This window comes from Streptodolium elevatio (genome assembly GCF_053592165.1).
Genome location: NZ_JBSFVE010000007.1, coordinates 302,726 through 323,598, shown reverse-complemented (window position 1 = coordinate 323,598; position 20,873 = coordinate 302,726). Strand labels below are relative to the sequence as shown.

Sequence of the window (20,873 nt, the reverse complement as noted above, 5' to 3'; positions counted from 1 at the left end):
CACTCCCGAAGCCCTGAACACCGGCCCCACCAGCGACATTGCCGCCACCGACGCCCACAATCACGAAACGGACACCAGCTCTCTTACCGCCCTCTTAGGGCTCACGGGTTCGTCCGCGTGGCCGGTGCGGATTTGCCGCCCCGGCCGCGCGGACGACGGGCTCGGGCTCAGCCCAGCGGCGGCGTCTGCGGCACCGCGCCGGACAGTTGCTCGGCCGGGCGCGCGAGCAGGTACTCGGCGTATTCGGGGTGGGTCAGGGCGAGGAAGCGCTCCTCGCGGATCGCCTCGACGACGGTCTCGGCCGCGAGCGCCGGGTCGATGCCGCGCCCCGCGGTCTCGCCGAGCGCGAGTTCCAGGAACTCGGCGTCGGGGGTGGTTTCGGCGGCGAGTTCGGCGGGCCGGTTGCGCGCCGAGCCGGGCAGCCCGGTGTTGACGTTCCCCGGGCACAGGACCGTCGCCTTGAGCTTGGAACCCTGCGCGGCGAGGTCGTGGGCGAGGGTCTCGGTGGCGGCGTACGAGGCGAACTTCGAGATGGTGTACGCCGCGGAGTACGCCGGGACGAACAACCCCGCGGCCGACGACGTGGTGACGCTGTGCCCCTCGCTGTCCTGCGCGATCATCCGCGGCACGAAGGCCCGGATGCCGTGCATGACGCCCCACAGGTTGACGCGCAGCGTCCACTCCAGGTCGGTCGGCGGGCGTCCCCAGATCACGCCGCCGGAGAACACCCCGGCGTTGTTGCAGAGCACGTGGACGGCGTCGTACTGCTCGTAGGCGAAGTCGGCGAGTGCGAACACCTGTTCCTCATCGCCGACATCGGTCACCTTCGCGGCTGCCTCGGCGCCGCGTTTGTCGAGCAGTTCCAGCGTCTCGTCGAGCGCGTCCTCCTCGACGTCCGCCGCCACGACGCGCATGCCCTCGGCCGCGAATCGCAGTGCCAGAGCGCGGCCGATGCCGCTGCCGGCTCCGGTGACCACGGCGGTACGACCCGCGAAATCGCGCACGATCCCCATCCCCCAGAGACTTGTCGGTGCTTCGTACTTCGGTACTTGGCACTTCGATACTTGGTACTTGGTACTTGGTACTTGGCACTTCGGTACTTGGCACATCGGTACTTCCGTGCCGTCGGGTCGGTGCTTCAGTGCCTTCAGTACGTCGGACTCGCCAGTGCTCTAGGGTCGTCCTCCGGCCCGAACACGCTCCCGTACGTCGGCGTACGCTCGCGCGCCGGGAGCCTAGACCAGCCCGCCGCGCTTTCCCAGAGCGCACGCTGTGCACGAAATGCCGTGCCGGATCAGGCTCCTGACGACGGACACAGGTGCGTGTTGGCGGCGCGAACGATCGCCTCCGCTTGCGCGGTGGTCACGGTGTACCCGGCGCGGGCGAACTTCTGCTTCGTCTGCGTAATGAGCTTCGTGTGGTTCATGTGCGCGGCAATCGACTGGCAGGTGGCGCGCCCGCGGTCGACCGCACCGGCCACATCTCCGCCGACGATGCGCGGGTCGATGGCGTCCAGGGCCGCGGCGTAGCGGGCGCGCGTCTCGGCTTCCGGCTGCGGCGGCAGTCCCGGTGAGGTGGTGCTTTGGTTGCCGGACCGGGCACCGGGCGGCGTACCCGCCCCAGGGCCGGGCGGCACGGACGGGCCCGGTGCCGCGGACGCGTCCGACGGTCCGCCCGGCACACCGCCCGGCGTCTCGCCCGCACCGTCGGAAGTGCCCGGCGCCGAATCCTCGCGGCCGTTGGCGTCCGCGTTCTGGCATCCGGTGACGAAGGACGTGAGGGAGAGGGACAGGATCAGACCGACGGTTGCGGCGAGTACGCGGCGTTGCGGTACGCGGCGTGGCACGGCGAGCCCCCCGACTGGCGTGTGGTGGGGGCACCCTACCGAGCGTTAGGCAGAAAGTCGCCAGTTTCGCGAACTCCGGTTCCCGCACAGCGGATCACGTACGCGCTCCGGAACGCCCGGCAGCGAGTCGCAGCGGGCTGTGGCGTCCATCGTGTGGTGTCGCTTGCGGTCTTGTCCGGCCCCTGCACGGGTCCCTGCGCGGCTCCTCGTACGGTCGCGTGCGGTGCCTGCGCGGCCGTGTGCCGGAGCCCACGTACGGGCCCCTTGCCGAGGTAAGTCTTGCCTAAGTTAGTGTGATCGCGAGCCGGCGGGGCGACGCACGGTCCGCAGGACCCGCTGCGACGTTCGCGCCGAGCAACCGGGCTGCCCCGGCCCAGAACCGCGCACGACCTTTCTCTCTGGAGTCCGCAGACCATGACGTCCTCGCGCCTCATCACCGGTCTCACCCTGACCGCCGCCGCCGCGGCCCTGACCGTGGGCTTCGCCGCGCCGGCGAACGCCGCGGGCTCGCTGTCCGCGAGCAAGACCACCGGACTGGCCGCGTCCGGTGAAACGATCAAGGTCTCCGGCACCGGCTTCGAGCCGGGCAAGTCGCTCACCCTGATCAACTGCGCCCTCTCGACGCAGCGCGGCGAAGGCTGCGACATGGCCGCCACGGCGTCCGTGCAGACGGACGCGCAGGGCGCGTTCAGCGCCGACTTCGCGGTCAAGGGCTCCTTCGCGACGACCGACTGCGCCAAGGTCGAGTGCGGCGTCGTGGTGTACGACATGGCCACTCACTCCCTCCCGGCCCGCCTCAAGCTGACCTTCGCGGGCGGTGCCGCCCCGGCGCCGAGCCAGGCGGCCACCGAGAAGCCGAGCGCCGCGCCGACCGGCACCGCGGCTCCGACCGGCACCCCCGCCCCGACCGGCACCGCAGCCCCGACCGACAAGCCGCAGCTCCCCAAGACCGGTGGCTCCGACGCCACGCTGCCGCTCGCCGCGGGCGGCGCCGCCCTCGTCCTGGTCGGTGCGGGCGCGGCGTTCGCGGCCCGTCGCCGCGGCGGCTCGAACCACGCCGTCTGACCGACGACTTCGCCACGCCGTGGGCGGTGGGTCCAGTACTGGACCACCGCCCACGTTCTTTCGCACCACCGCCCTCGGCCGCACTACCCGCGTGCCACGAGCCGCCGCCACCGTTCGCCTCGCCAGGCTCGTCAGCCGACGGCCGGTCCTCGGCGCGACACGGACCACCGCCGCGTCCGATTCGTTCAAGACCCCTGGCCACCGCGCGCATAGCTTGGGCCCATGAGCACTCCGAAACCGCAGATCACCTTCTTCGGTCTGGTCGTCGCCGACATGGCGGCCTCACTCGCCTTCTACCGGCGCCTCGGCATGGACATCCCCGCCGACGCCGACCGTGAGCCGCACGTCGACGTGCCGCTGCCCGGCGGGCTGCTGCTGGTGTTCGACACGATCGAGACCGTCCGCTCGTTCGACCCGGACTGGGAGCCCCCGAAGGGCGGCCACCGCATGGCCGTGGCCTTCACCTGCGCAAGCCCGGCAGACGTCGACAGCCTGTACGCCGAACTCGTGGCCGAGGGCCACACAGGGCACAAGGCACCTTGGGACGCGTTCTGGGGCCAGCGCTACGCCGTCGTCCTGGACCCCGACGGCAACGCCGTCGACCTGCTGGCCGCCCTGCCGACCGCAGGCTGACCGGGCAGACTGACTCGGCCGCCTCCGCCGACTCCGGCGTTCGTCGGCCCAGACTCTGCGCCCGCGCCGGGGCCGCGTTGGCCCCGGTCAGCGGCCGAGCAGCGTGCCCAGCGGTACGCCGGCCAGAGACCGCACCTCACGGGCAAGGTGTGCCTGGTCGGCGTACCCCGTTGTGGCCGCCACGTCGGCGAACCCGCTTCCCCCGCGCGCCAGTTCGAGGGCGCGGCCGAGGCGGAGCACGCGGCCGAGCGTCTTGGGGCCGTACCCGAACGCGGCGATGCTGCGCCGGTGCAGTTGCCGGGCGCTGAGGCCGGCCCGCTCCGCGAGGTCCGCCACGCTCGTACCGCGGGCGAGGCCGTTTGCCACCATCGCGGCGACCGGGTCCGGCGCGGCGTCCCACAGGCGCCGTGCGGCGACGCCCTCCAACAGGCTCCCGGGGTCTTCTGAGTCGCTCATGCGTTCGATCAGATCACGGGCCGGGCCGCCCCACAGGTCGGTCAGCGGCACCCTGCTGTCGCGCAGCTCGACGGCGGGCACACCGAACACCGCGGGCCCGAGCCCGGGCGGAAAACGGATGCCGGTGTACGGCTCTCCCGCCGGCCCGCCCACGACGTGCGCGACCGTGTCGGGCCCGGCCACCACCAGGTCTCCACCCATCCAGATGAGATCCATACACCCGTCGGGCAGCACGCGCGTCGCCGCGCCCCGCGAATCGTCGGGACCCCGCCACCACACCACCGCCCCGGGGACCGCGGCTCGTCGCTCGCCATACATACCCCCAGCATGCCGGAGCCTTCACCCATTCGAGATGCCCCGTTGGACCCACCGGCCTACGCTGCCAATACATCACCATCCACGGTATTTGAGGTGATTTCCGTGACGGGTAAGTTCGAGTGGTTCAACGACAAGGCCGGCAAGTGGCGCTGGCACCTACTTGCGGGCAACGGCCAGATCATCGCGACCAGCCAGGCGTACAAGTCGAAGCAGGCGTGCATGGACGGCATCGAGTCCGTACGCAAGAACGCCCCCGCCGCGCCGGTGGTCGAACACCAGCCCGAGAAGATGATGGCCGGCGTCTAACGGACACCCACCCCACCAACCACACCGAGGGTCCCGCTGCCGGGTGGCGGCGGGACCCTCCGCATGCGGTCGACCGGTGTCGTCGGACATGCCATCGGACACGCCGTCGGACAACGGGGATCAGCGCGAATGCGCCTCGGCGCAGCGCACGCAAGTCGTCGCGGCGGGACGTACCTCCAGCCGCTCCGCCGGAATGGCTTCGCCGCAGTCGACGCAGCGCCCGTACTCGCCGCGCGCCAACCGCTCGGACGCCACATCCAAGTCGGCAAGCCGCTCCCGGGCCTGGGTCAGGAGGGACGCGACGTGCGCACGCTCGAAGGCGGTGCTCGATCCCTCCGGATCGTGCTCGTCGTCGACCGCCACGAGCGCGTTCGCCGCCACGATCTCGTCGAAATCGCGACTCAGCGCGGCAATCTGGGCAAGCGTCGCCTCCCGGTCCGCCGCCAACCGCGCCCGCACCGAGGACCCGTTTCCCACCAATTCGTCCACGCCAGACGCAACACCCACCCCGCGCCCACACATTCCACCCGCTCCGCGGGCGCCTCGGGTTCGGACGCTTGGCCATCCGAAGTCAGGGCCTGTTACTTTGCCCCCGATGCTACGCGGCGAACCACCCGGGCCATCGTCAAGATCATCGAGCGCCCCGCACTCATGACGCCACCTCACCATCAATGATGTTCCCCGCAAGCCCGCCACGGGCGGTTTCCCGACTTTTGCTCCGCGCGGCCGTCCCCGGGCACGGATCCGGCTTCGCCGTGCGGCCGTCACGCACGTTCGCGCAAACTCCTGGGCCCTGAACCGCCTGTGACCGCAAACTCGTACGCACCGATCGTCCACCACGGCAACGGAGGCCAACCGTGGCACTGCACCGGCTGGGCAAGGATCCTGAGAGCCCCAACGGGGGTTCCCCCGCCGTCTACTACGACGACGTCGCCGACACCTACATCCTCCAAGGAGGGCGGATCACCGACCCGGAGCGCCTGGCCGAGCTGGCGGTACCGCCGCACGAGACCGTCATCGATTTCCCGCGCCGCATAATGCGGTTCTTCCCGGAGGTGAGCGGTGGGCGGTCCGGCCACGATCGATGAGCTGATGCGCGGCTGCCGCCGGACCGCCGTACACCTGGAGATGCGCGACGCGTACATGTGGCCACTGGAGACGTTCTTCATGTTCGACTCCGAGCAGGTGAACGTGGAGCTGGTGTCGGCGCACCTGACGATCACGCAGCCCCACGAGGTCCGGATGTACGAGCACACGTTTGCGGCGCTCGCGGATCTCGCCGTCTACGGGGCGGAGGCCCGCGCGTTGATCACGGCTGCGATTGCCGCCCTCGGGTGACAGCACGCAAATTCGCACACACTGCTTGAGACGCGATCGCCGGGATTTCTACGGTCGACACATGGACGCCGAACCCGCCGTCACACCGCAGGAGCGCCGCGGCGCAGGCAGTATCTATCCATGCCAGGGCGGGTCGGCGACGTATTCGGCTCCCGAGTGGACGGAGGCCGTTTGTGTGTTGCATGGGGGGCGGCGGGGGCGGCTTTGTTTGCTTGCTTAGGGGGCTGGCTGTGTGCTGTGTGTCTTGCGCAGTTCGCGCTGTGCAGCAGCTCAATCGCGAGGCGCTGGCTGCGGGCGCCGTACGGGTTCCTGCGCCTGCGGAGTCGGACTGGGGCCTTCCTCGGCTGCCGCGTGCCTACCTTCACTGCGAGGGCTGCATGCCCGCGGCGACAGAGCCGGTTGTGTGGGTCGCGGCGGCGGAGATGTGGTTGTGTGCCGAGTGCTGCGGGGAGGTCGTTCTGCGGCTCGGAGCTCGGGGCACGAACTCAGACGGCTAAAACTCCGACGGCTAAGGGGTGTTCGTGCGTGCCGCGGTCAGCATTCGATGATGTTGACGGCGAGGCCGCCGCGGGCGGTTTCCTTGTACTTGGTCTTCATGTCGGCGCCGGTCTCCTTCATCGTCTTGATCGCCTTGTCGAGCGAGACGTGATGGCGGCCGTCGCCGCGGAGCGCCATGCGGGCGGCGGTGACGGCCTTGACCCCGGCCATGCCGTTCCGCTCGATGCACGGGATCTGGACGAGGCCGCCGACCGGGTCGCAGGTGAGGCCGAGGTTGTGCTCGATGCCGATCTCCGCGGCGTTCTCCACCTGTTCGGGCGTACCGCCGAGCACCTCGGCGAGGCCGCCCGCGGCCATGGCGCAGGCCGAGCCGACCTCGCCCTGGCAGCCCACCTCGGCACCGGAGATCGAGGCGTTCTCCTTGAAGAGCATGCCGACCGCGCCGGCCGCCAGGAGGAAGCGGACCACGCCGTCGTCGTCGGCGCCCGGCACGGCCGCGGCGTAGTGGTGCAGGACGGCGGGGATGATGCCCGCGGCCCCGTTGGTCGGGGCGGTGACGACCCGGCCGCCCGCGGCGTTCTCCTCGTTGACCGCCATGGCCCACAGGGTGACCCACTCCATGGCGTGGCTCGCCCGGTCGCCCTCGGCGCGCAGCGCCTTGGCGGTGTGCGCGGCGCGGCGGCGGACCTTGAGGCCGCCGGGGAGGATGCCTTCGGTCTTGAGTCCGCGCGTGACGCACGCGCGCATGACGTCCCAGATCTCCAGCAGCCCCGCGCGTACCTCGTCCTCGGTGCGCCACGCCTTCTCGTTCTCCAGCATCAGCGCCGAGACCGACAGGCCGGTCTCGCGCGTGAGGCGCAGCAGTTCGTCGCCGGTGCGGAACGGGTAGCGCAGCACGGTGTCGTCGGGCTTGACCCGATCCGCGCCGACGGCGTCCTCGTCGACCACGAAGCCGCCGCCGACCGAGTAATACGTCTTCTCCAGCACCGGCGCGCCCTCGGCGTCGTACGCGCACAGCGTCATGCCGTTTGCGTGGTACGGCAGGGACCGACGCCGGTGCAGCACCAGCTGCGACGACTCGTCGAAGGCGATCTCGTGCGCGTCGCCCACCTCGGCGCCCAGCAGGCGCAGGCGGCGGGTGGAGCGCACGCGTTCGAGCACCGGCTCGACGCCGTCCGGGTCGACGGTACGCGGCGAGAACCCCTCCAGACCCAGCAGGACCGCCTTCGGCGTGCCGTGCCCGTGGCCGGTGGCGCCCAGCGAACCGAACAGCTCGGCGCGCACCGACGCGGTCTGGGCGAGCACGCCCTGCGACTTGAGGCGGCGGGCGAACATCCGGGCCGCGCGCATCGGACCGACCGTGTGCGAACTCGACGGGCCTATGCCGATCGAGAACATGTCGAAGACGCTGATCGCCAACGGAGGTGGCCTTTCGTGGGGTCACGGTCGGTATGGGCGCCCGGCCCGCACGGAGGCGGGCAGGCCCACTTGTGGCGGGCACGCGGACGATGGCGCGGGTGGTGCGTCGTCCCAGGGTATGCGCTGGCGCTTTCGCGGCGTGATCGCCGACATAGGCGGACACAGGCAGACACAGGCGGACACAGGTTGACATAGGCGTACACAGGAAGACTGGCAGGCAGAAGCGGGCAGACGCGGTCGGGGTCAGGCAGAGACGGTCAGGGTCGGGCAGGGGCACGCCTCCGCAGACCGTCAGCGGGCGAACTCGGTGGCCCTGCTCTCCCGGACGACCGTGACCCTGATCTGCCCCGGGTACGTCAGCTCCTCCTCGACCTGCTTGGCCACGTCCCGGGCGATGACCTGCGCCTGCAAGTCGTCCACCTCCTCCGGCAACACCATGACCCGCACCTCGCGCCCCGCCTGCATCGCGAAGGCCTTCTCCACACCGGCGTGCGCGAGGGCGATCTGCTCCAGGCGTTCGAGGCGCGTGACGTACGCCTCCAGCGACTCGCGCCGCGCGCCCGGCCGGCCTCCGGAGATGGCGTCCGCCGCCTGGGTGAGCACCGCTTCGACCGAGCGGACCTCGACCTCGTTGTGATGGGCCTCGATCGCGTGTACGACGTCCTCCGACTCGCCGTAGCGCCGCGCGATCTCCGCGCCGATCTGCGCGTGGCTGCCCTCCACCTCGTGGGTGAGCGCCTTGCCGATGTCGTGCAGGACCGTGCAGCGCTTGAGCAGCGGTGCGGGGAGCCGGAGTTCGGAGGCCATCATGCCCGCGATGTGCGCTGCCTCGACGAGGTGCTTGAGCACGTTCTGCCCGTACGACGTGCGGTAGCGCAACTTGCCGAGCAGCGCGACCAGTTCTGGGTGCAGGTCGGTGATGCCGAGGTCGACCACCGCGTTCTCGCCGGCGCGGACGCAACCGCGCTCGACCTCGTGGCGGCAGCGCTCGTACACCTCTTCGATACGGAGCGGGTGGATGCGCCCGTCGGCGACCAGCGTCTCCAGCGTGAGCCGCCCGGTCTCGCGGCGCACCGGGTCGAAGCAGGACAGCAGCACGGCCTCGGGGGTGTCGTCGATGATCAGGTTGACGCCGGTCACCGCCTCGAACGCGCGGATGTTGCGCCCTTCCCGCCCGATGATGCGGCCCTTCATCTCGTCGTACGGCAGGTGTAGGACGGACACCACGGACTCGGCGGTCTGCTCGCTCGCGACCCGCTGGATGGCGAGCGTGACGATGTTGCGGGCGCGCTGCTCGCCCTCGCGGCGCGCCTCGGCCTCGATGTCGCGCACCACGACGGCCGCCTCCCGCTTGGCCTGGTGCGTGATGCCGCGCACCAGTTCGGTCTTCGCGGCCTCGGCGGTCAGGGCGGCGGTACGCTCCAGCACCAGCCGCCGTTCCGCCGCGACGTCCGCGAGCTGGGCGCGCTTGGCCTCCAACCGCTCCTCGGCCACCGCGAGGTCGGCGATGCGCTCGCGGAAGCGGGCGCGGTCCGCGTCCAGGCGTTCCTCGCGCTCCGCGAGCCGCTGCTCGCGGCGCTCCAACTCATTGCGGCGGTCGCCCAGTTCCTCGGTGACCCGGCGGTTCTCGCGCTGGATCCCCGCCGCCGCGGCCCGGATGTCGGCCGCGTCGGCCTCGGCACGGGCGCGGGTCTCGGCGGCCTCGCGGTCGGCCCGTGCCCTGACCTCGTCGGCGGTACGCGCCGCCCGGGACAGCTCCGCCTCCACCATCGCGGGCACCCGGGCCCGGATGCGCAGCACCGCGACGAGGCAGACGACCGCACCCACCGTGAAGAACACGGCCCCGGCCACGGGGGCGACCACATCGGATTCCAGGCCGAACGTCACCACGGGCCCACTCCCTCTCAGTCACCGACTCCGCGCGCCCGGCGAGGCTCGTCAGGGCGTGCGGGAGCTGCAGGAGGGCGGTTGTCGCGGATCGCGACCGGGGCCGCTCCGGCGGGTGGTGGCCGGAGCCGGTTGGAGGTGACCCGCGTCGAGCGCCGACGGGGCGGCGGCGTGGGCGACGGCGTTACCCACGGGCCGCCGTGCGGGCGGACGGCGATGGTCGAGAAGTGACTGCCGGGCGCGGTTGCTGGTGACGGCCGCCGAATGTGGTCGGCCGGAGTTGTCGAGTAGATGTCCGTGACTATCGAGTGGTGCGCTCGGCGTCGGTCGGCCCGCGCCACGGGATGCCCCCGAGGCGGCCCCGAATGGCGTACGGCACGGTACGGTCACATGATCCGCGATGATCCCTCACTGTCTGTGACAGGCTAGGCCGCTGATCACAGGAGGGTCAAGCAACCGGGCAGGAACTCCCTTATATCCACACGCGAGTTGCCCGCCCGGCCAGAGGGGTGACGCCACGGCCTACGGCCTCCGCGCGCTGCATGCGCGGCAGCGCGCGAGCACGGGTGTAGGGCGCGCGGGGTGGGCGGGGCAGCCTCCCGAAGAGAGATCCCGCCAAGTCCCGCGGAATTCTCTCGGACACGACTTGGGGAGTGTCTTCACAGTCCGCCGGACAGTCCGCGGGCCACAACACCGCCGAGGCAGCATGACAACGACCCCAACCACCGGCCGATCACACCCCCGACCAGCCTTCTACAACAACTTTTAGTCCTCCGGCTCCGGGGGTGTGTCGTCGGCGCCGAAGGGTTCGTGGGCCCAGCCGTCGTCGTCCTCGGCCTCGCGCTGCCACGCCTCGTCGGCGTCGAGGGCTTCTCGTACGACACGCAGTGCGAGCCCTTCGCCGTAGCCCTTGCGGGCCAGCATGCCCGCGAGGCGGCGCATGCGGACCTGGCGGTCGAGGCGGCGTGTCGACGGGATGCGGCGTTCCACCAGGGCCCGTGCGGTGGCCAACTCCTGTTCCGGGTCCAGCCTTTCGACGGCCTCGCTGACGAGTGCCGAGTCGACGCCGCGTTGCCGCAGCTCTTGGGCCAGTGCGCGGCGGGCGAGCCCGCGGCCGATGTGCCGGGTGTCGACCCATGCCGCCGCGAAGGCCGCGTCGTCGATCAACTTGACCTCGGTGAAGCGCCCGAGCACGTGCTCCGCCACGTCGTCGGGGACGCCCCGGCGCTTCATGGCGTCGGCCAACTGCGCGCGCGTGCGCGGCTGGCCGGTCAACTGGCGCAGGCAGATCGCACGGGCCTGGGCCTCGGGATCCTCGTCGGGGTCGATCTGCGCGGGACCGATCCGGCGCTCCCGGCGGCGGCCCCCGGGTTCGCCGGCGTCGTCTCTGCCGCGCCGACCGCGGCGCCTGCCGCCCGGCCGTGCCGCGCTGCCGTCGGTCGACTCGCCGAAGGCGCCGTCGCCATCGCCCCCGGAACCGGAATTCTCGTACGCGTCGCCCCGGCCGCTCCCCGCGAGTCCTCCGACCCGCCGACCGGACCCGCGCGTCGTGGTACCGCGGGCCTCTCGGGTACGCCGCCCCGCGCCGTCCGCCCCCGTCTCGCCGAGTTCCGTCCCGCCCGGTTTCGTCTCACCAGGCGCCACGCCGTCGGGCGGCCCGGTGTCCGGGTTTGCCGCGTCGCCCGAACCGCGGCGGCCCGCCAGGCGCGTACGGCGGTTGGCCTCGGCCCACTCCTTCACCGCGTCGGCGGCCCCCGAGCCGCCTTCCAGGGCCAGTCCGAGCAAGGCGCGAGCGCGCGCCTGCTCCTCGGGGCTGACCCGGCCCGCCCATGTGTCGTTCCAGCCGGGCGCGGTGCCCGCGGGTTCCGCCCCGCCGAGGGCACCGTCTTGCACGCCGTCGGACACGCTGTCGTCGGTCCCTACCGCGTCCGCGGTACGCCGCGTGGCCCGCCGGTCGGCGGGCCGTCCGGCACCGCCGCGCGCGGGTCCCTCGTCACGGCGGTCTTCGCCGCCCACCGCTCGCACTGCCTCCGCTCACTTCCCTGCCACGGCAACGTCGTCGCCACGCCGACGGCCCCCGAGCCGTCGTCTCCGCGTGGGGGGCCGGGTGTGTCACCCGCCCGGCCCCGTCCCCTCGTCGGCGCCCCTGCACCCGCTACCGCGGGTCGGTCAGGAGCCCTCCGCCGCCGGCGCCGCCGGAGCTGCTTCGGCGGCCGGGGCGGCCTCGGCGTCGACGCGCGGGCCCACGCCCAGCTTCTCCTTGATCTTCTTCTCGATCTCGTTGCCGAGGTCGGGGTTGTCCTTGAGGAAGTTGCGGGCGTTCTCCTTGCCCTGGCCGAGCTGGTCGCCCTCATACGTGTACCAGGCACCCGACTTGCGGATGAAGCCATGCTCCACGCCCATGTCGATGAGGCCGCCCTCGCGGCTGATGCCCTCGCCGTAGAGGATGTCGAACTCGGCCTGCTTGAACGGCGCGGCCATCTTGTTCTTCACGACCTTGACGCGCGTGCGGTTGCCGACCGCCTCGGTGCCGTCCTTCAGCGTCTCGATGCGGCGGATGTCGAGCCGCACGGACGAGTAGAACTTCAGCGCGCGGCCACCGGTCGTGGTCTCCGGCGAACCGAACATCACGCCGATCTTCTCGCGCAGCTGGTTGATGAAGATCGCGGTGGTCTTGGTCTGGTTGAGCGCACCGGCGACCTTGCGCAGCGCCTGGCTCATCAGCCGGGCCTGGAGGCCGACGTGCGAGTCGCCCATCTCGCCCTCGATCTCCGCGCGGGGCACCAGGGCCGCGACGGAGTCGATGACGATGATGTCGATCGCACCCGAGCGGATCAGCATGTCGGCGATCTCGAGCGCCTGCTCACCGGTGTCGGGCTGCGAGACCAGCAGGGCGTCGGTGTCGACGCCGAGCTTCTTCGCATACTCCGGGTCGAGGGCGTGCTCGGCGTCGACGATCGCGGCGACGCCGCCGGCGCGCTGCGCGCTGGCGATCGCGTGCAGGGCGATCGTCGTCTTGCCGGAGGACTCCGGGCCGTACACCTCGACGATGCGGCCGCGCGGCAGACCGCCGATGCCCAGCGCGACGTCGAGGGAGATCGCCCCGGTGGGGATGACCTCGACAGGGGCCCGCGCGTCGTCGCCGAGACGCATGACGGAGCCCTTGCCGAACTGCCGTTCAATCTGGGCGAGCGCGGCGTCGAGCGCCTTCTCGCGGTCCTGTCCTGCTCCTGCCATCGGTGATGCCGCCCTGTCGGGTCGTGGTGTGCGCTTCATTGTCCTGACGCTAACCCGTCCCACCGACATCGCGGGACGCGCCTCGCACACCTGTGGATAACTCCGCCGAACCAGCGTAAGCGAAAGTTTGTTCGAGTACGACTCCGACACACGACCACGGCCCGAAGATCAGGCGAAAGAGGAGCTTCGCAAGGGGCGGCCACGGCGTGTCGCGGGGGCGCGACGATCACGTGAGGGGCGCGCGCCAGGCGTACGGAAGCCGCCCCCACACCGAGGAAGCAGTTCACGTCGGGGCGCACTTCAAGTCGAACGGGCTTCAGCCGGACGCGCCTCAGTCGGACAGGCTTGAGCCGGAGGGGCTTGAGCCGGACGGGCTTCAGCCGGCCGCGGCCGCCGCATGGGCCTTGCGGGCCCGGCGCAGGTAGAACCACGCGATATTGCCGTCCACAGCAGCCAGCAGCAGGAACGGGACGCCGAGCCAACTGCCGTCCGCAAAGGCGATCACGGCTGCGGCGAGCGCGAGCACGCAGACGACGAGGGCCAGCACGGCGACGCGCGGCGTACGCACGGAACCCCTCCCCCCGCCGGATGCGGGCGCGGCGGAAGGGGCGGAAGAGGAAGGTGCGGGGGACGCGGAGGACATGTGGTCGGCTCCCGAAGCGGCGGTGTCGTACACGCCATTGTGGCCGAACGGAATAAAAGTCCGGCGCGCGGACCTGCATAGGCGGGAGCGGCACGTACGAGGCGGCCCCGGCGACGTCGTGCGGAGCCGGCCAAGGGAGCGGGCAAACGCACCCGCCCCGGCACCACGAACGCCCCCGGCCCGGCGCCAGCCTGCCATCGAGACCGGCCTTGGACCGGCCGCCCACGCGGACTCGACGGGCACCCCACGGGGACCCCAACCGGCACCGCAACCGGTGAAGTTGAAATCTCAACGACCCGAAGGTATGTTGTTAAACGTTCAACCACCCATGCCGCTGGAGGTTCCGTCATGACCCGCATCCTCGCCATCTCGGGTTCGATCCGCACCGAGTCGTTCAACACCGCGCTGCTGAACGCCTTCGGCCCGCTCGCCCCGGAAGGCATGACGATCGAGGTCTTCAAGGGCATCGACGAGCTGCCGCACTTCAACCAGGACCTGGAGGGCGACGTACCGGCCTCGGTCACGCGCCTGCGTGAAGCCGTGCAGGCCGCCGACGGCGTGATCATCTCCACCCCGGAGTACAACCGCGCCATCCCGGGCGTGCTCAAGAACGCGCTGGACTGGGCCTCGCGTCCGTACGGCCAGTCCTCGTGGGCCGGCAAGCCCGTCGCCGTGCTGTCCTCCTCGCCGGGCGTCCAGGGCGGCATCCGCGCCCAGGAGGAGCTGAAGGGCCAGCTCCGGAACCTCGCCGCGTACGTCGTGCAGGGCCCCGAGATCGCCATCCCCGAGGTGCACACCCGCCTGGGCGTCGACGAGCAGGCCCGCGTCACGCTCACCGACCCGGCAACCGCCGGCATGGTGAAGTTCCTCCTCCAGGGCCTCCAGAACGCCGTCGACACCAAGACCGGCGAGACGCACACCAAGGCGCTCAACGCCTGGGCCGCCTCCCTGGCGGGCTGATTCGCGGAGCGCCCCCGCCCGCGCCGGGGCACCCCTGCGGCGGCACACGCAGAACGCCGGGAAGCACCCGGCAGAGACACTCGTCGCGCGCCCGATCGGGGGCGCGGACGCGCGAAGGCCCGGCACCACCAAAGGTGCCGGGCCTTCGCGCATGGCCGTGAAGCTCGGGACACATCGCGGCGCGTGCTCGCGCATCGAGGCCGCGGCCGTACGCACCCGCATACGCGTGCCCCCGCGCGCGTCCCGCGTATGCGGAACCCGCGTCAGACGTCGGTGATGCGGACGCCCGCGTGTGCCTTGTACCGGCGGTTCACCGAGATCAGGTTGGCGGTCAGCGCCTCGACCTGGCCCGCGTTCCGCAGGCGCCCGGCGTACACGCCGCGCATGCCCGGGATCCGGCTCGCCAGCGCCTGCACGGCGTCGGTGGCGGCGCGCTCGTCGCCGAGGACCATGATGTCGGTGTCCAGCGACTCGACGTTCGGGTCGAGCAGGAGCACCGCGGAGACGTGGTGGAAAGCCGCGGTCACGCGCGACTCGGGCAGGACGGCGGCGGCCTGCTGCGCGGCGCTGCCCTCCTCGACGGGCAGCGAGTACGCGCCCTGCTTGTCGAAGCCCATCGGGTTCACGCAGTCGACGACGATCTTCCCGGCGAGCTGCGTCGCGAGGGACACGAGGAGTTCCTTGTGGCCCTCCCACGGCACCGCGACGATGACGACGTCGCTCTCGGCGGCGCACGTGGCGTTGTCGGTACCGCGGACTCCCGCGCCCAGCTCCGCGGCGGCGGACTCGGCACGGTCCGCGCTGCGCGAACCGATGATCACTTTCTGGCCCGCGACGGCGAGCCGGTACGCGAGGCCGCGGCCCTGCTCACCGGTGCCGCCGAGGACGCCGACGACGAGGCTGCCGACGTCCGGCAGGTCGCGCGGGTCGCGCTGGGCGTTGGAGGGGGTAGTCATGGCGTGATCCTGCCAGTGGGGTGCGCAAGAGGCACCAGGGCTACGCCCAGATGCAGCCGACGTCACAGCTCAATTCGGGCCTAAGCCGCCATTCGAGTATTTCCGACCTTTGACACTTCACCCAAAAGCACCGAAATATGTGACAACAGCCACAATTCGTGCTTATTTGATACGGAAATCGTTCGGCAACGGGCCGGACATGGCCCGATCACGGGAGGCACCGATGCCGGCGAAGTTCGTTCTCAGCAAGGGGCGTACAGGCAAGTACGGCTTTGTCCTGGAGGCGTCCAACGGCGACACGCTCGCGAAGTCGATGTCGTACGCGACGAAGGCGCAGGCAATGGCCGCGCTTCGCTCCGTGCAGCGCAGCGGCTCGGCCAGCGAGGTCGACGACCGGACCGCCGCGGCCAAGACGGCCAAGGCGGCCCCGAAGAAGGCCGCGGCCAAGAAGTCCACCGCCAAGAAGTCCACGACGAAGAAGACCGCGGCCAAGAGCGCGACGGCCAAGAAGGCCGCGAAGAAGGCCGCGGCCAAGAAGACGGCGGCGCAGAAGACCGTCGCCAAGAAGGCCGGCGCGAAGAAGGCGACCGCGAAGGCGACCGCCAAGAGCGTCGCGAAGAAGGCCGGCGCCAAGAAGGCCGCCACCAAGAAGGCGGTGGCAAAGCGCACGACCACGGCGAAGAAGGCGGTCACCAAGAAGGTCGCGGCCACCAAGGCGACCGCGAAGAAGACCACGGCCAAGAAGAGCGCCGCCAAGAAGAGCACGGCCAGGACGTCCGCGGCGAAGAAGACCGCGCCCAAGAAGACCGTGGCCGCGAGGAAGACCGCGGCGAAGGGCACCGTCGCGAGGAAGCCCATGGCCAAGAAGGCTGTGGCCAAGAAGTCGGTCGCGAAGAAGCCGTTGACCAAGAAGGCGTCGACCAAGGCACCCGCCCGCAAGTCGGCGGCCAAGCGCGCGCCCGCCACCAAGCGGACGACCCGCAAAACCGCGACGCGTCGCGTCGCCGCCAAGAAGTAGGCGAGAAGTCACCCACGCCGCACCGGCGTTCCACGAAAGCCCCGTCTCACGCCCGTAACGTGGGCCGTTCTCCGAGGTCATAGCGTGATCTCGGTTCGGTCCGGTTGCGGGCGTGAGGCGGTGTTGGGGTGGACAACGGCATATCCGGCGGGCTCGGGCTGGCCGCGGACCTGACGCAAGGCGACCAGTGGCGCCAATTCTGGGAAGTACTCCTGGCGTTCGCGCTCTCGAGCGCCATCGGAATCGAGCGTGAGATCCGGCAGAAGAGTGCGGGCCTGCGGACACACGCCCTCGTCGGAGTCGGCACCGCGTTGTTCGTCGAGGTGTCGAAATACGGGTTCTGGGACGTCCTTCCGGCCGGCTCCCCCAACTACGACCCGTCCCGGATCGCCGCCCAAATAGTCTCCGGCATCGGGTTCATCGGCGGCGGACTCATATTCGTCCGCCGTGACAGTGTGCGCGGCCTGACCACCGCCGCCGTCGTCTGGCTCACCTGCGCGGTCGGCATGGCCTGCGCGGCCGGGCTGCCGCTGCTCGCGATAGGCGTGACCGCGCTCCACTTCGTGGTGGTCTTCGGCTACACGCCGCTCATCAGACTGTTCAACGGGCAGAAGGACAACAACGTCGAGCTCCGCCTGACATACCTGCCCGCGCACGCGGTGCTGCCGGCCACACTCGTCGCGGCGGTCGCGCACGGGTTCCGCGTCAACGACGTCTCGGTGCACCACCAAGACCACGATCCGGCCGCGGCCGAGGCACCCGATGCGATCGACCGGGTACGCGGGCGCGTGACGTACGTCGTCCTGCAACTCGACGGCCCCGCCGAGCCGCAGTCACTCGTCGCCGATCTCGCGGAACTGGACGGCGTCCTGGCGGTCGGCGGAGGATTCGTCACCGAACCGAGTGAATGACCGCGGCGCTCACGCCCCCGGTCGCGCGCCGCCCTCGCCCGGAGCGCCCGGGCCGCCCGGACCACCACCGGGGTCCGCCGGGCCGCTCCCACCACCCGGCCGCGGGTCGTTCCAGTCCGGGTCGTTGTCCCACGACTCGTTGCGCTCGCGGGCGATCTCCAGGGCGTGCTCGGCCTCCGCCCGCGTCTCGTACGGGCCGAGGCGGTCGAGCGCGCGGCATTCCGGGCCTTCCTCGACCTTGTTGTGCCGTACGCAGTAGAACCACTCGCCCTCGCGGCCCTTCGGCCGCCGCCACAGCCTGAACATGCGGGCTCCCCTGCCGGTCGACTTCGCGGTGCGCGTTCGCGGGTGATGATGCCCCTGCGGCGCTGGCTACACTCGCAGGTTATGGCGACTCTCGTTCCCGGCAGGCCGACCCCGATCCGCACCGTCCCTGCCGAAATCCCCCGACCGGAGTATGTGGGGAAGGCGGCGCCGGCGCCGTACGAGGGCCCCGACATCCAGACCGCCGAGACCATCGAGAAGATGCGGATCGCCGGGCGCATCGCCGCCGGGTCGATGGCCGAGGCCGCGAAGCACGTCGCGCCGGGCGTCACGACCGACGAGCTGGACCGCGTCGCGCACGAGTACATCCTCGACCACGGCGCCTATCCGTCGTGCCTGGGCTACCGGGGCTTCCCGAAGACCGTGTGCACCTCGGTCAACGAGGTCATCTGCCACGGCATCCCGGACTCGACGCGCCTGAACGACGGCGACATCGTCAACATCGACGTGACGGTGTTCGTCAACGGGGTGCACGGCGACACCGACGCCACCTATCTGGTCGGCGACGTCGACGAGGAGTCGCGCCTGCTGGTCGAGCGGACCCAGGAGGCGCTGAACCGCGGCATCAAGGCGGCTCGCGCGGGCCGCCAGATCAACGTGATCGGCCGCGTCATCGAGTCGTACGCGAAGCGCTTCGGCTACGGCGTGGTGCGCGACTTCACCGGCCACGGCATCAACTCGTCGTTCCACTCCGGCCTGATCATCCCGCACTACGACGACCCGCGCGCCGTGACGGTGATGGAGCCGGGCATGACGTTCACGATCGAGCCGATGCTCACCCTCGGCACACACGAGTACGACATGTGGGACGACGGCTGGACGGTCGTGACCAAGGACCGCAAGCGCACCGCGCAGTTCGAGCACACCATCGTCGTCACGGATGGCGGCGCGGAGATTCTGACGCTGCCGTAGTCTCCCCGTCGTGGCCCGTACCGCACACTCTTCCCCCAGGCAGAATCGTTCGTCGGCATCACGCATGCGCCGAGTCCTCCGAGTACGCCGAATATCCAGAGCCGCCCCGGCGCTTGTGCTGTCGCTCGTGCTGGGCGCGGCCGCGGCCGGCTGTGTGACCGTCGACGGCAAGACCGCCCGCGTGGCGCCGCTGGACCAGCGCGAGGCGGCGCGCGTGCTCGCCGACTTCGACGCCCGCAACAACGAGGTCTACGCGAAGCGCGACGCCGCCCTGAACGCCGAGATCGAGACCGGTTCGGTTGGTGCGATCGACCAGGCGTCGCTGCGGGTCATGGCGTTCGGCGACCCGGAGCACAAGCGGCAGATCCCGGCGTTCACGCACGACAAGCCGACCTTCTGGATCCCGCGCACGGTCGGCTGGCCGAAGTGGTTCGCCGTGCACAACACGCCGTCGTACGCGAACGCCCGCCCGATGCTGCTGGTGTTCGGCAAGGACGACCCGGACGCACCGTGGCGGGCTACCTGGGGGCCGACGCTGCGCGCGGGCGCGGCCTTCCCCGAGCCGCACCGCGACAAGGACGGGTACGTCGAGCAGCTGCCGCTGGACGCGCCGGGCCTGGCAGCCCTCCCCCGCGACACCGCGGCGGCGCTGACCGGCTACCTGACGGACGGGCGTTCGTCCGCGGAGTTGTTCGCGCCCGGGCCGCACACGAGCGAGGCGCGCAAGCTGCGCGAGGAGCCCGTGCAGAACGGCTACGTACGGCAGTTCGTGGACACCCCGGCGGCGCAGTACGCGCCCCTGGCGATCCGCACCGCCGACGGCGGCGCGCTGGTGCTGTTCGCCGTGACGCACAGCATGAAGCTGACGGTGCAGCCGCCGAACACCCTCGGCGAGGTGGAGCCCGCGCAGCAGGCGTTCCTGGCGGCGAAGCCGAAGCGGTCGGTCACCGAGCACAAGTTGGCGGCGTACGCGGCACTGGTGCCGCTCGCTGGGGCCGGCAAGGTGCAGGTGGTCGCGACCATGTCGGGCGTCGTGGGTGCCGAGGGCGAGTGACGGAACAGCGGGAGCAGCGAGGAGGGCCGGGAACGACCGCGAAGGACCGGGAGGAACCGACGGAACTGGAGGGGCTGGGCAGGAAAGTGGGCCCCGGGGTCACATGCCCATGAGCCAGCGGGAGTCGGTGGCCGTCGCACCGACCGTGTCGCACGCGTCGGTCAGCACGTCGAGGACGCGCAGCGGGTCCGGCAGCGGCGTCTCGGGGCCGCGGATCCAGCGCATCTGCTCGCCCGACGGGTGTCGGGACGGCGGCAGGAGCACATAGCTGCCGCGGCAGTGCCAGCGCAGGCCGGGGTGTTCGTCGAGGGTCTCGGGGTGGCAGTCGAGTTCGCAGGGCCACCACTCGTCCTCGTCGACGGGGGTGCCGCGCGTGGCGGTGAAGAACAGGTGCCGGTCGGGGCCGCAGGCGGCGACCGGGCCGACCTCGGATCCGAGGGCCTGGAGGGCCAGTTCGCCGGCCTGCGCGGGGACGTCGAGGACGTCGTGCGCGACACCGGTGGCGGTGACGAAGTTGGCGTCCGGATGGCGCTCGAGCCAGCGGGTGACCTGGACGACGTCGGTGGTGGCCTGGGTCTGCCAGGCGAACGAGACGGGGTGCATGCCGGGCGACGGACAGCCGACGCGGTCGCACGAACAGCCGTATTCGAGGGGGTGGGCGGCGGGGCAGACGGGCCAGCCGAGGCGTACCACGTCGAGGATGAGGTCGGCCCGCAGGTCCCGTCCCGCTCCCGGGTCCTCGCGCTGCACGCGACGCAGCCATCCGGCCACGCGGGCCCGCTTGCCGATGCGATCCGTACGGTCCATGGCACCCCTTCTTCCGCCTACTGACCTTGGTCTCCCGACGCGCGGCTTCACCCTGAACGCGGCGTCACCGTGAACAACGTGGGAGAACGACGAAGGCAATCCCCATCATCGCGGTTCTCGGGGCCGTCGGGCCGGGTCGGGTGCCGAGGTGACCGGATTGCGATCGAAGAGCTGCATCCGGTCACCACACTTGGGCGCTTCGATACCGATTTAGGTTTCGAAAGTGTCCGGATCAGGTCCTCGTTCAAGTGTCCGATACGCGCGCACATTCCCGTGCCCGGGGTC

General features: G+C 71.1%; 22 protein-coding genes. 10 read left to right on the top strand and 12 right to left on the bottom strand.

All coding sequences use genetic code 11. From position 1 onward, the window contains the following. Positions 1–167 precede the first annotated feature (167 nt). Positions 168–1,013, bottom strand: coding sequence for an SDR family NAD(P)-dependent oxidoreductase (locus ACWD12_RS16415; RefSeq protein WP_450100083.1), 846 nt, complete (start codon positions 1,011–1,013; stop codon positions 168–170). Positions 1,014–1,294: 281 nt separating this feature from the next. Next, on the bottom strand, positions 1,295–1,846 hold the full coding sequence (locus ACWD12_RS16410) for a DUF732 domain-containing protein (protein WP_450100082.1): 552 nt from the start codon (positions 1,844–1,846) through the stop codon (positions 1,295–1,297). 414 nt (positions 1,847–2,260) lie between these two features. Here ACWD12_RS16410 and ACWD12_RS16405 point away from each other — a divergent pair, with 414 nt between their 5' ends. Together ACWD12_RS16405 and ACWD12_RS16400 are read left to right on the top strand one after the other, a co-directional pair. Further along, entirely contained in the window at positions 2,261–2,911 is a 651-nt protein-coding gene (locus tag ACWD12_RS16405) for a neocarzinostatin apoprotein domain-containing protein (RefSeq protein WP_450100081.1), read from the top strand. Positions 2,912–3,133: 222 nt separating this feature from the next. Further along, positions 3,134–3,544, top strand: coding sequence for a VOC family protein (locus ACWD12_RS16400; RefSeq protein WP_358356433.1), 411 nt, complete (start codon positions 3,134–3,136; stop codon positions 3,542–3,544). 87 nt (positions 3,545–3,631) lie between these two features. Here the strand turns inward: ACWD12_RS16400 and ACWD12_RS16395 are convergent, their stop codons facing one another. Then, on the bottom strand, positions 3,632–4,318 hold the full coding sequence (locus tag ACWD12_RS16395) for a helix-turn-helix domain-containing protein (protein WP_450100080.1): 687 nt from the start codon (positions 4,316–4,318) through the stop codon (positions 3,632–3,634). A gap of 102 nt (positions 4,319–4,420) precedes the next feature. Between ACWD12_RS16395 and ACWD12_RS16390 the strand changes: the two genes are divergently transcribed. Then, complete coding sequence (locus tag ACWD12_RS16390; RefSeq protein ID WP_450100079.1) at positions 4,421–4,624, top strand: YegP family protein; 204 nt, start codon at positions 4,421–4,423, stop codon at positions 4,622–4,624. A gap of 120 nt (positions 4,625–4,744) precedes the next feature. Here ACWD12_RS16390 and ACWD12_RS16385 read toward each other — a convergent pair whose 3' ends face one another. Further along, a complete protein-coding gene (locus ACWD12_RS16385; protein WP_450100078.1) occupies positions 4,745–5,146 on the bottom strand; it encodes a TraR/DksA family transcriptional regulator in 402 nt (133 codons plus the stop codon). A 335-nt stretch (positions 5,147–5,481) separates the two neighbouring features. Between ACWD12_RS16385 and ACWD12_RS16380 the strand changes: the two genes are divergently transcribed. Both ACWD12_RS16380 and ACWD12_RS16375 read left to right on the top strand, forming a co-directional pair. Beyond that, complete coding sequence (locus ACWD12_RS16380; RefSeq protein ID WP_450100077.1) at positions 5,482–5,712, top strand: hypothetical protein; 231 nt, start codon at positions 5,482–5,484, stop codon at positions 5,710–5,712. Then, positions 5,687–5,962, top strand: coding sequence for a hypothetical protein (locus ACWD12_RS16375; protein WP_450100076.1), 276 nt, complete (start codon positions 5,687–5,689; stop codon positions 5,960–5,962). The genes ACWD12_RS16380 and ACWD12_RS16375 overlap by 26 nt, the downstream gene beginning before the upstream one ends. Positions 5,963–6,496: 534 nt before the next feature. Here ACWD12_RS16375 and ACWD12_RS16370 read toward each other — a convergent pair. The 5 genes from ACWD12_RS16370 to ACWD12_RS16350 all read right to left on the bottom strand — a co-directional run bounded on the left by ACWD12_RS16370 (position 6,497) and on the right by ACWD12_RS16350 (position 13,571). Then, positions 6,497–7,879, bottom strand: a complete 1,383-nt coding sequence (locus tag ACWD12_RS16370) for an L-serine ammonia-lyase (RefSeq protein ID WP_450100075.1) — start codon at positions 7,877–7,879, stop codon at positions 6,497–6,499. Between the two features lie 291 nt (positions 7,880–8,170). Continuing rightward, positions 8,171–9,769, bottom strand: coding sequence for a ribonuclease Y (rny, locus tag ACWD12_RS16365; protein ID WP_450100074.1), 1,599 nt, complete (start codon positions 9,767–9,769; stop codon positions 8,171–8,173). 762 nt (positions 9,770–10,531) lie between these two features. Beyond that, entirely contained in the window at positions 10,532–11,470 is a 939-nt protein-coding gene (locus ACWD12_RS16360) for a regulatory protein RecX (protein ID WP_450100088.1), read from the bottom strand. A gap of 465 nt (positions 11,471–11,935) precedes the next feature. Beyond that, the gene (gene recA / locus ACWD12_RS16355; RefSeq protein ID WP_450100073.1) at positions 11,936–13,003 is read right to left on the bottom strand and encodes a recombinase RecA; all 1,068 of its coding nucleotides are present in this window, start codon (positions 13,001–13,003) and stop codon (positions 11,936–11,938) included. 376 nt (positions 13,004–13,379) lie between these two features. Further along, positions 13,380–13,571 (bottom strand): hypothetical protein, encoded by a 192-nt coding sequence (locus ACWD12_RS16350; protein ID WP_358356416.1) that lies wholly within the window; start codon positions 13,569–13,571, stop codon positions 13,380–13,382. A 423-nt stretch (positions 13,572–13,994) separates the two neighbouring features. Here ACWD12_RS16350 and ACWD12_RS16345 point away from each other — a divergent pair, with 423 nt between their 5' ends. Then, positions 13,995–14,606, top strand: coding sequence for an NADPH-dependent FMN reductase (locus ACWD12_RS16345; protein WP_358356414.1), 612 nt, complete (start codon positions 13,995–13,997; stop codon positions 14,604–14,606). A 263-nt stretch (positions 14,607–14,869) separates the two neighbouring features. Here ACWD12_RS16345 and npdG read toward each other — a convergent pair whose 3' ends face one another. Further along, on the bottom strand, positions 14,870–15,562 hold the full coding sequence (gene npdG / locus ACWD12_RS16340) for an NADPH-dependent F420 reductase (RefSeq protein ID WP_358356412.1): 693 nt from the start codon (positions 15,560–15,562) through the stop codon (positions 14,870–14,872). Between the two features lie 223 nt (positions 15,563–15,785). Here npdG and ACWD12_RS16335 point away from each other — a divergent pair, with 223 nt between their 5' ends. Together ACWD12_RS16335 and ACWD12_RS16330 are read left to right on the top strand one after the other, a co-directional pair. After that, the gene (locus ACWD12_RS16335) at positions 15,786–16,580 is read left to right on the top strand and encodes a histone H1-like repetitive region-containing protein (RefSeq protein WP_450100072.1); all 795 of its coding nucleotides are present in this window, start codon (positions 15,786–15,788) and stop codon (positions 16,578–16,580) included. 128 nt (positions 16,581–16,708) lie between these two features. Continuing rightward, positions 16,709–17,491: an MgtC/SapB family protein gene (locus tag ACWD12_RS16330; protein ID WP_450100071.1), complete on the top strand. Its 783-nt coding sequence runs from the start codon at positions 16,709–16,711 to the stop codon at positions 17,489–17,491. 9 nt (positions 17,492–17,500) lie between these two features. Here ACWD12_RS16330 and ACWD12_RS16325 read toward each other — a convergent pair whose 3' ends face one another. Next, positions 17,501–17,797: a hypothetical protein gene (locus ACWD12_RS16325; RefSeq protein ID WP_450100070.1), complete on the bottom strand. Its 297-nt coding sequence runs from the start codon at positions 17,795–17,797 to the stop codon at positions 17,501–17,503. 81 nt (positions 17,798–17,878) lie between these two features. Here ACWD12_RS16325 and map point away from each other — a divergent pair, with 81 nt between their 5' ends. Both map and ACWD12_RS16315 read left to right on the top strand, forming a co-directional pair. Next, positions 17,879–18,727 (top strand): type I methionyl aminopeptidase, encoded by an 849-nt coding sequence (gene map / locus ACWD12_RS16320; protein WP_358356406.1) that lies wholly within the window; start codon positions 17,879–17,881, stop codon positions 18,725–18,727. A 64-nt stretch (positions 18,728–18,791) separates the two neighbouring features. Beyond that, positions 18,792–19,781, top strand: a complete 990-nt coding sequence (locus ACWD12_RS16315) for a hypothetical protein (protein WP_450100069.1) — start codon at positions 18,792–18,794, stop codon at positions 19,779–19,781. A 99-nt stretch (positions 19,782–19,880) separates the two neighbouring features. On the opposite strand, the gene ACWD12_RS16310 is transcribed toward ACWD12_RS16315, so the two are convergent. Beyond that, the gene (locus tag ACWD12_RS16310) at positions 19,881–20,588 is read right to left on the bottom strand and encodes a bifunctional DNA primase/polymerase (protein ID WP_358356402.1); all 708 of its coding nucleotides are present in this window, start codon (positions 20,586–20,588) and stop codon (positions 19,881–19,883) included. Positions 20,589–20,873 lie beyond the last annotated feature (285 nt).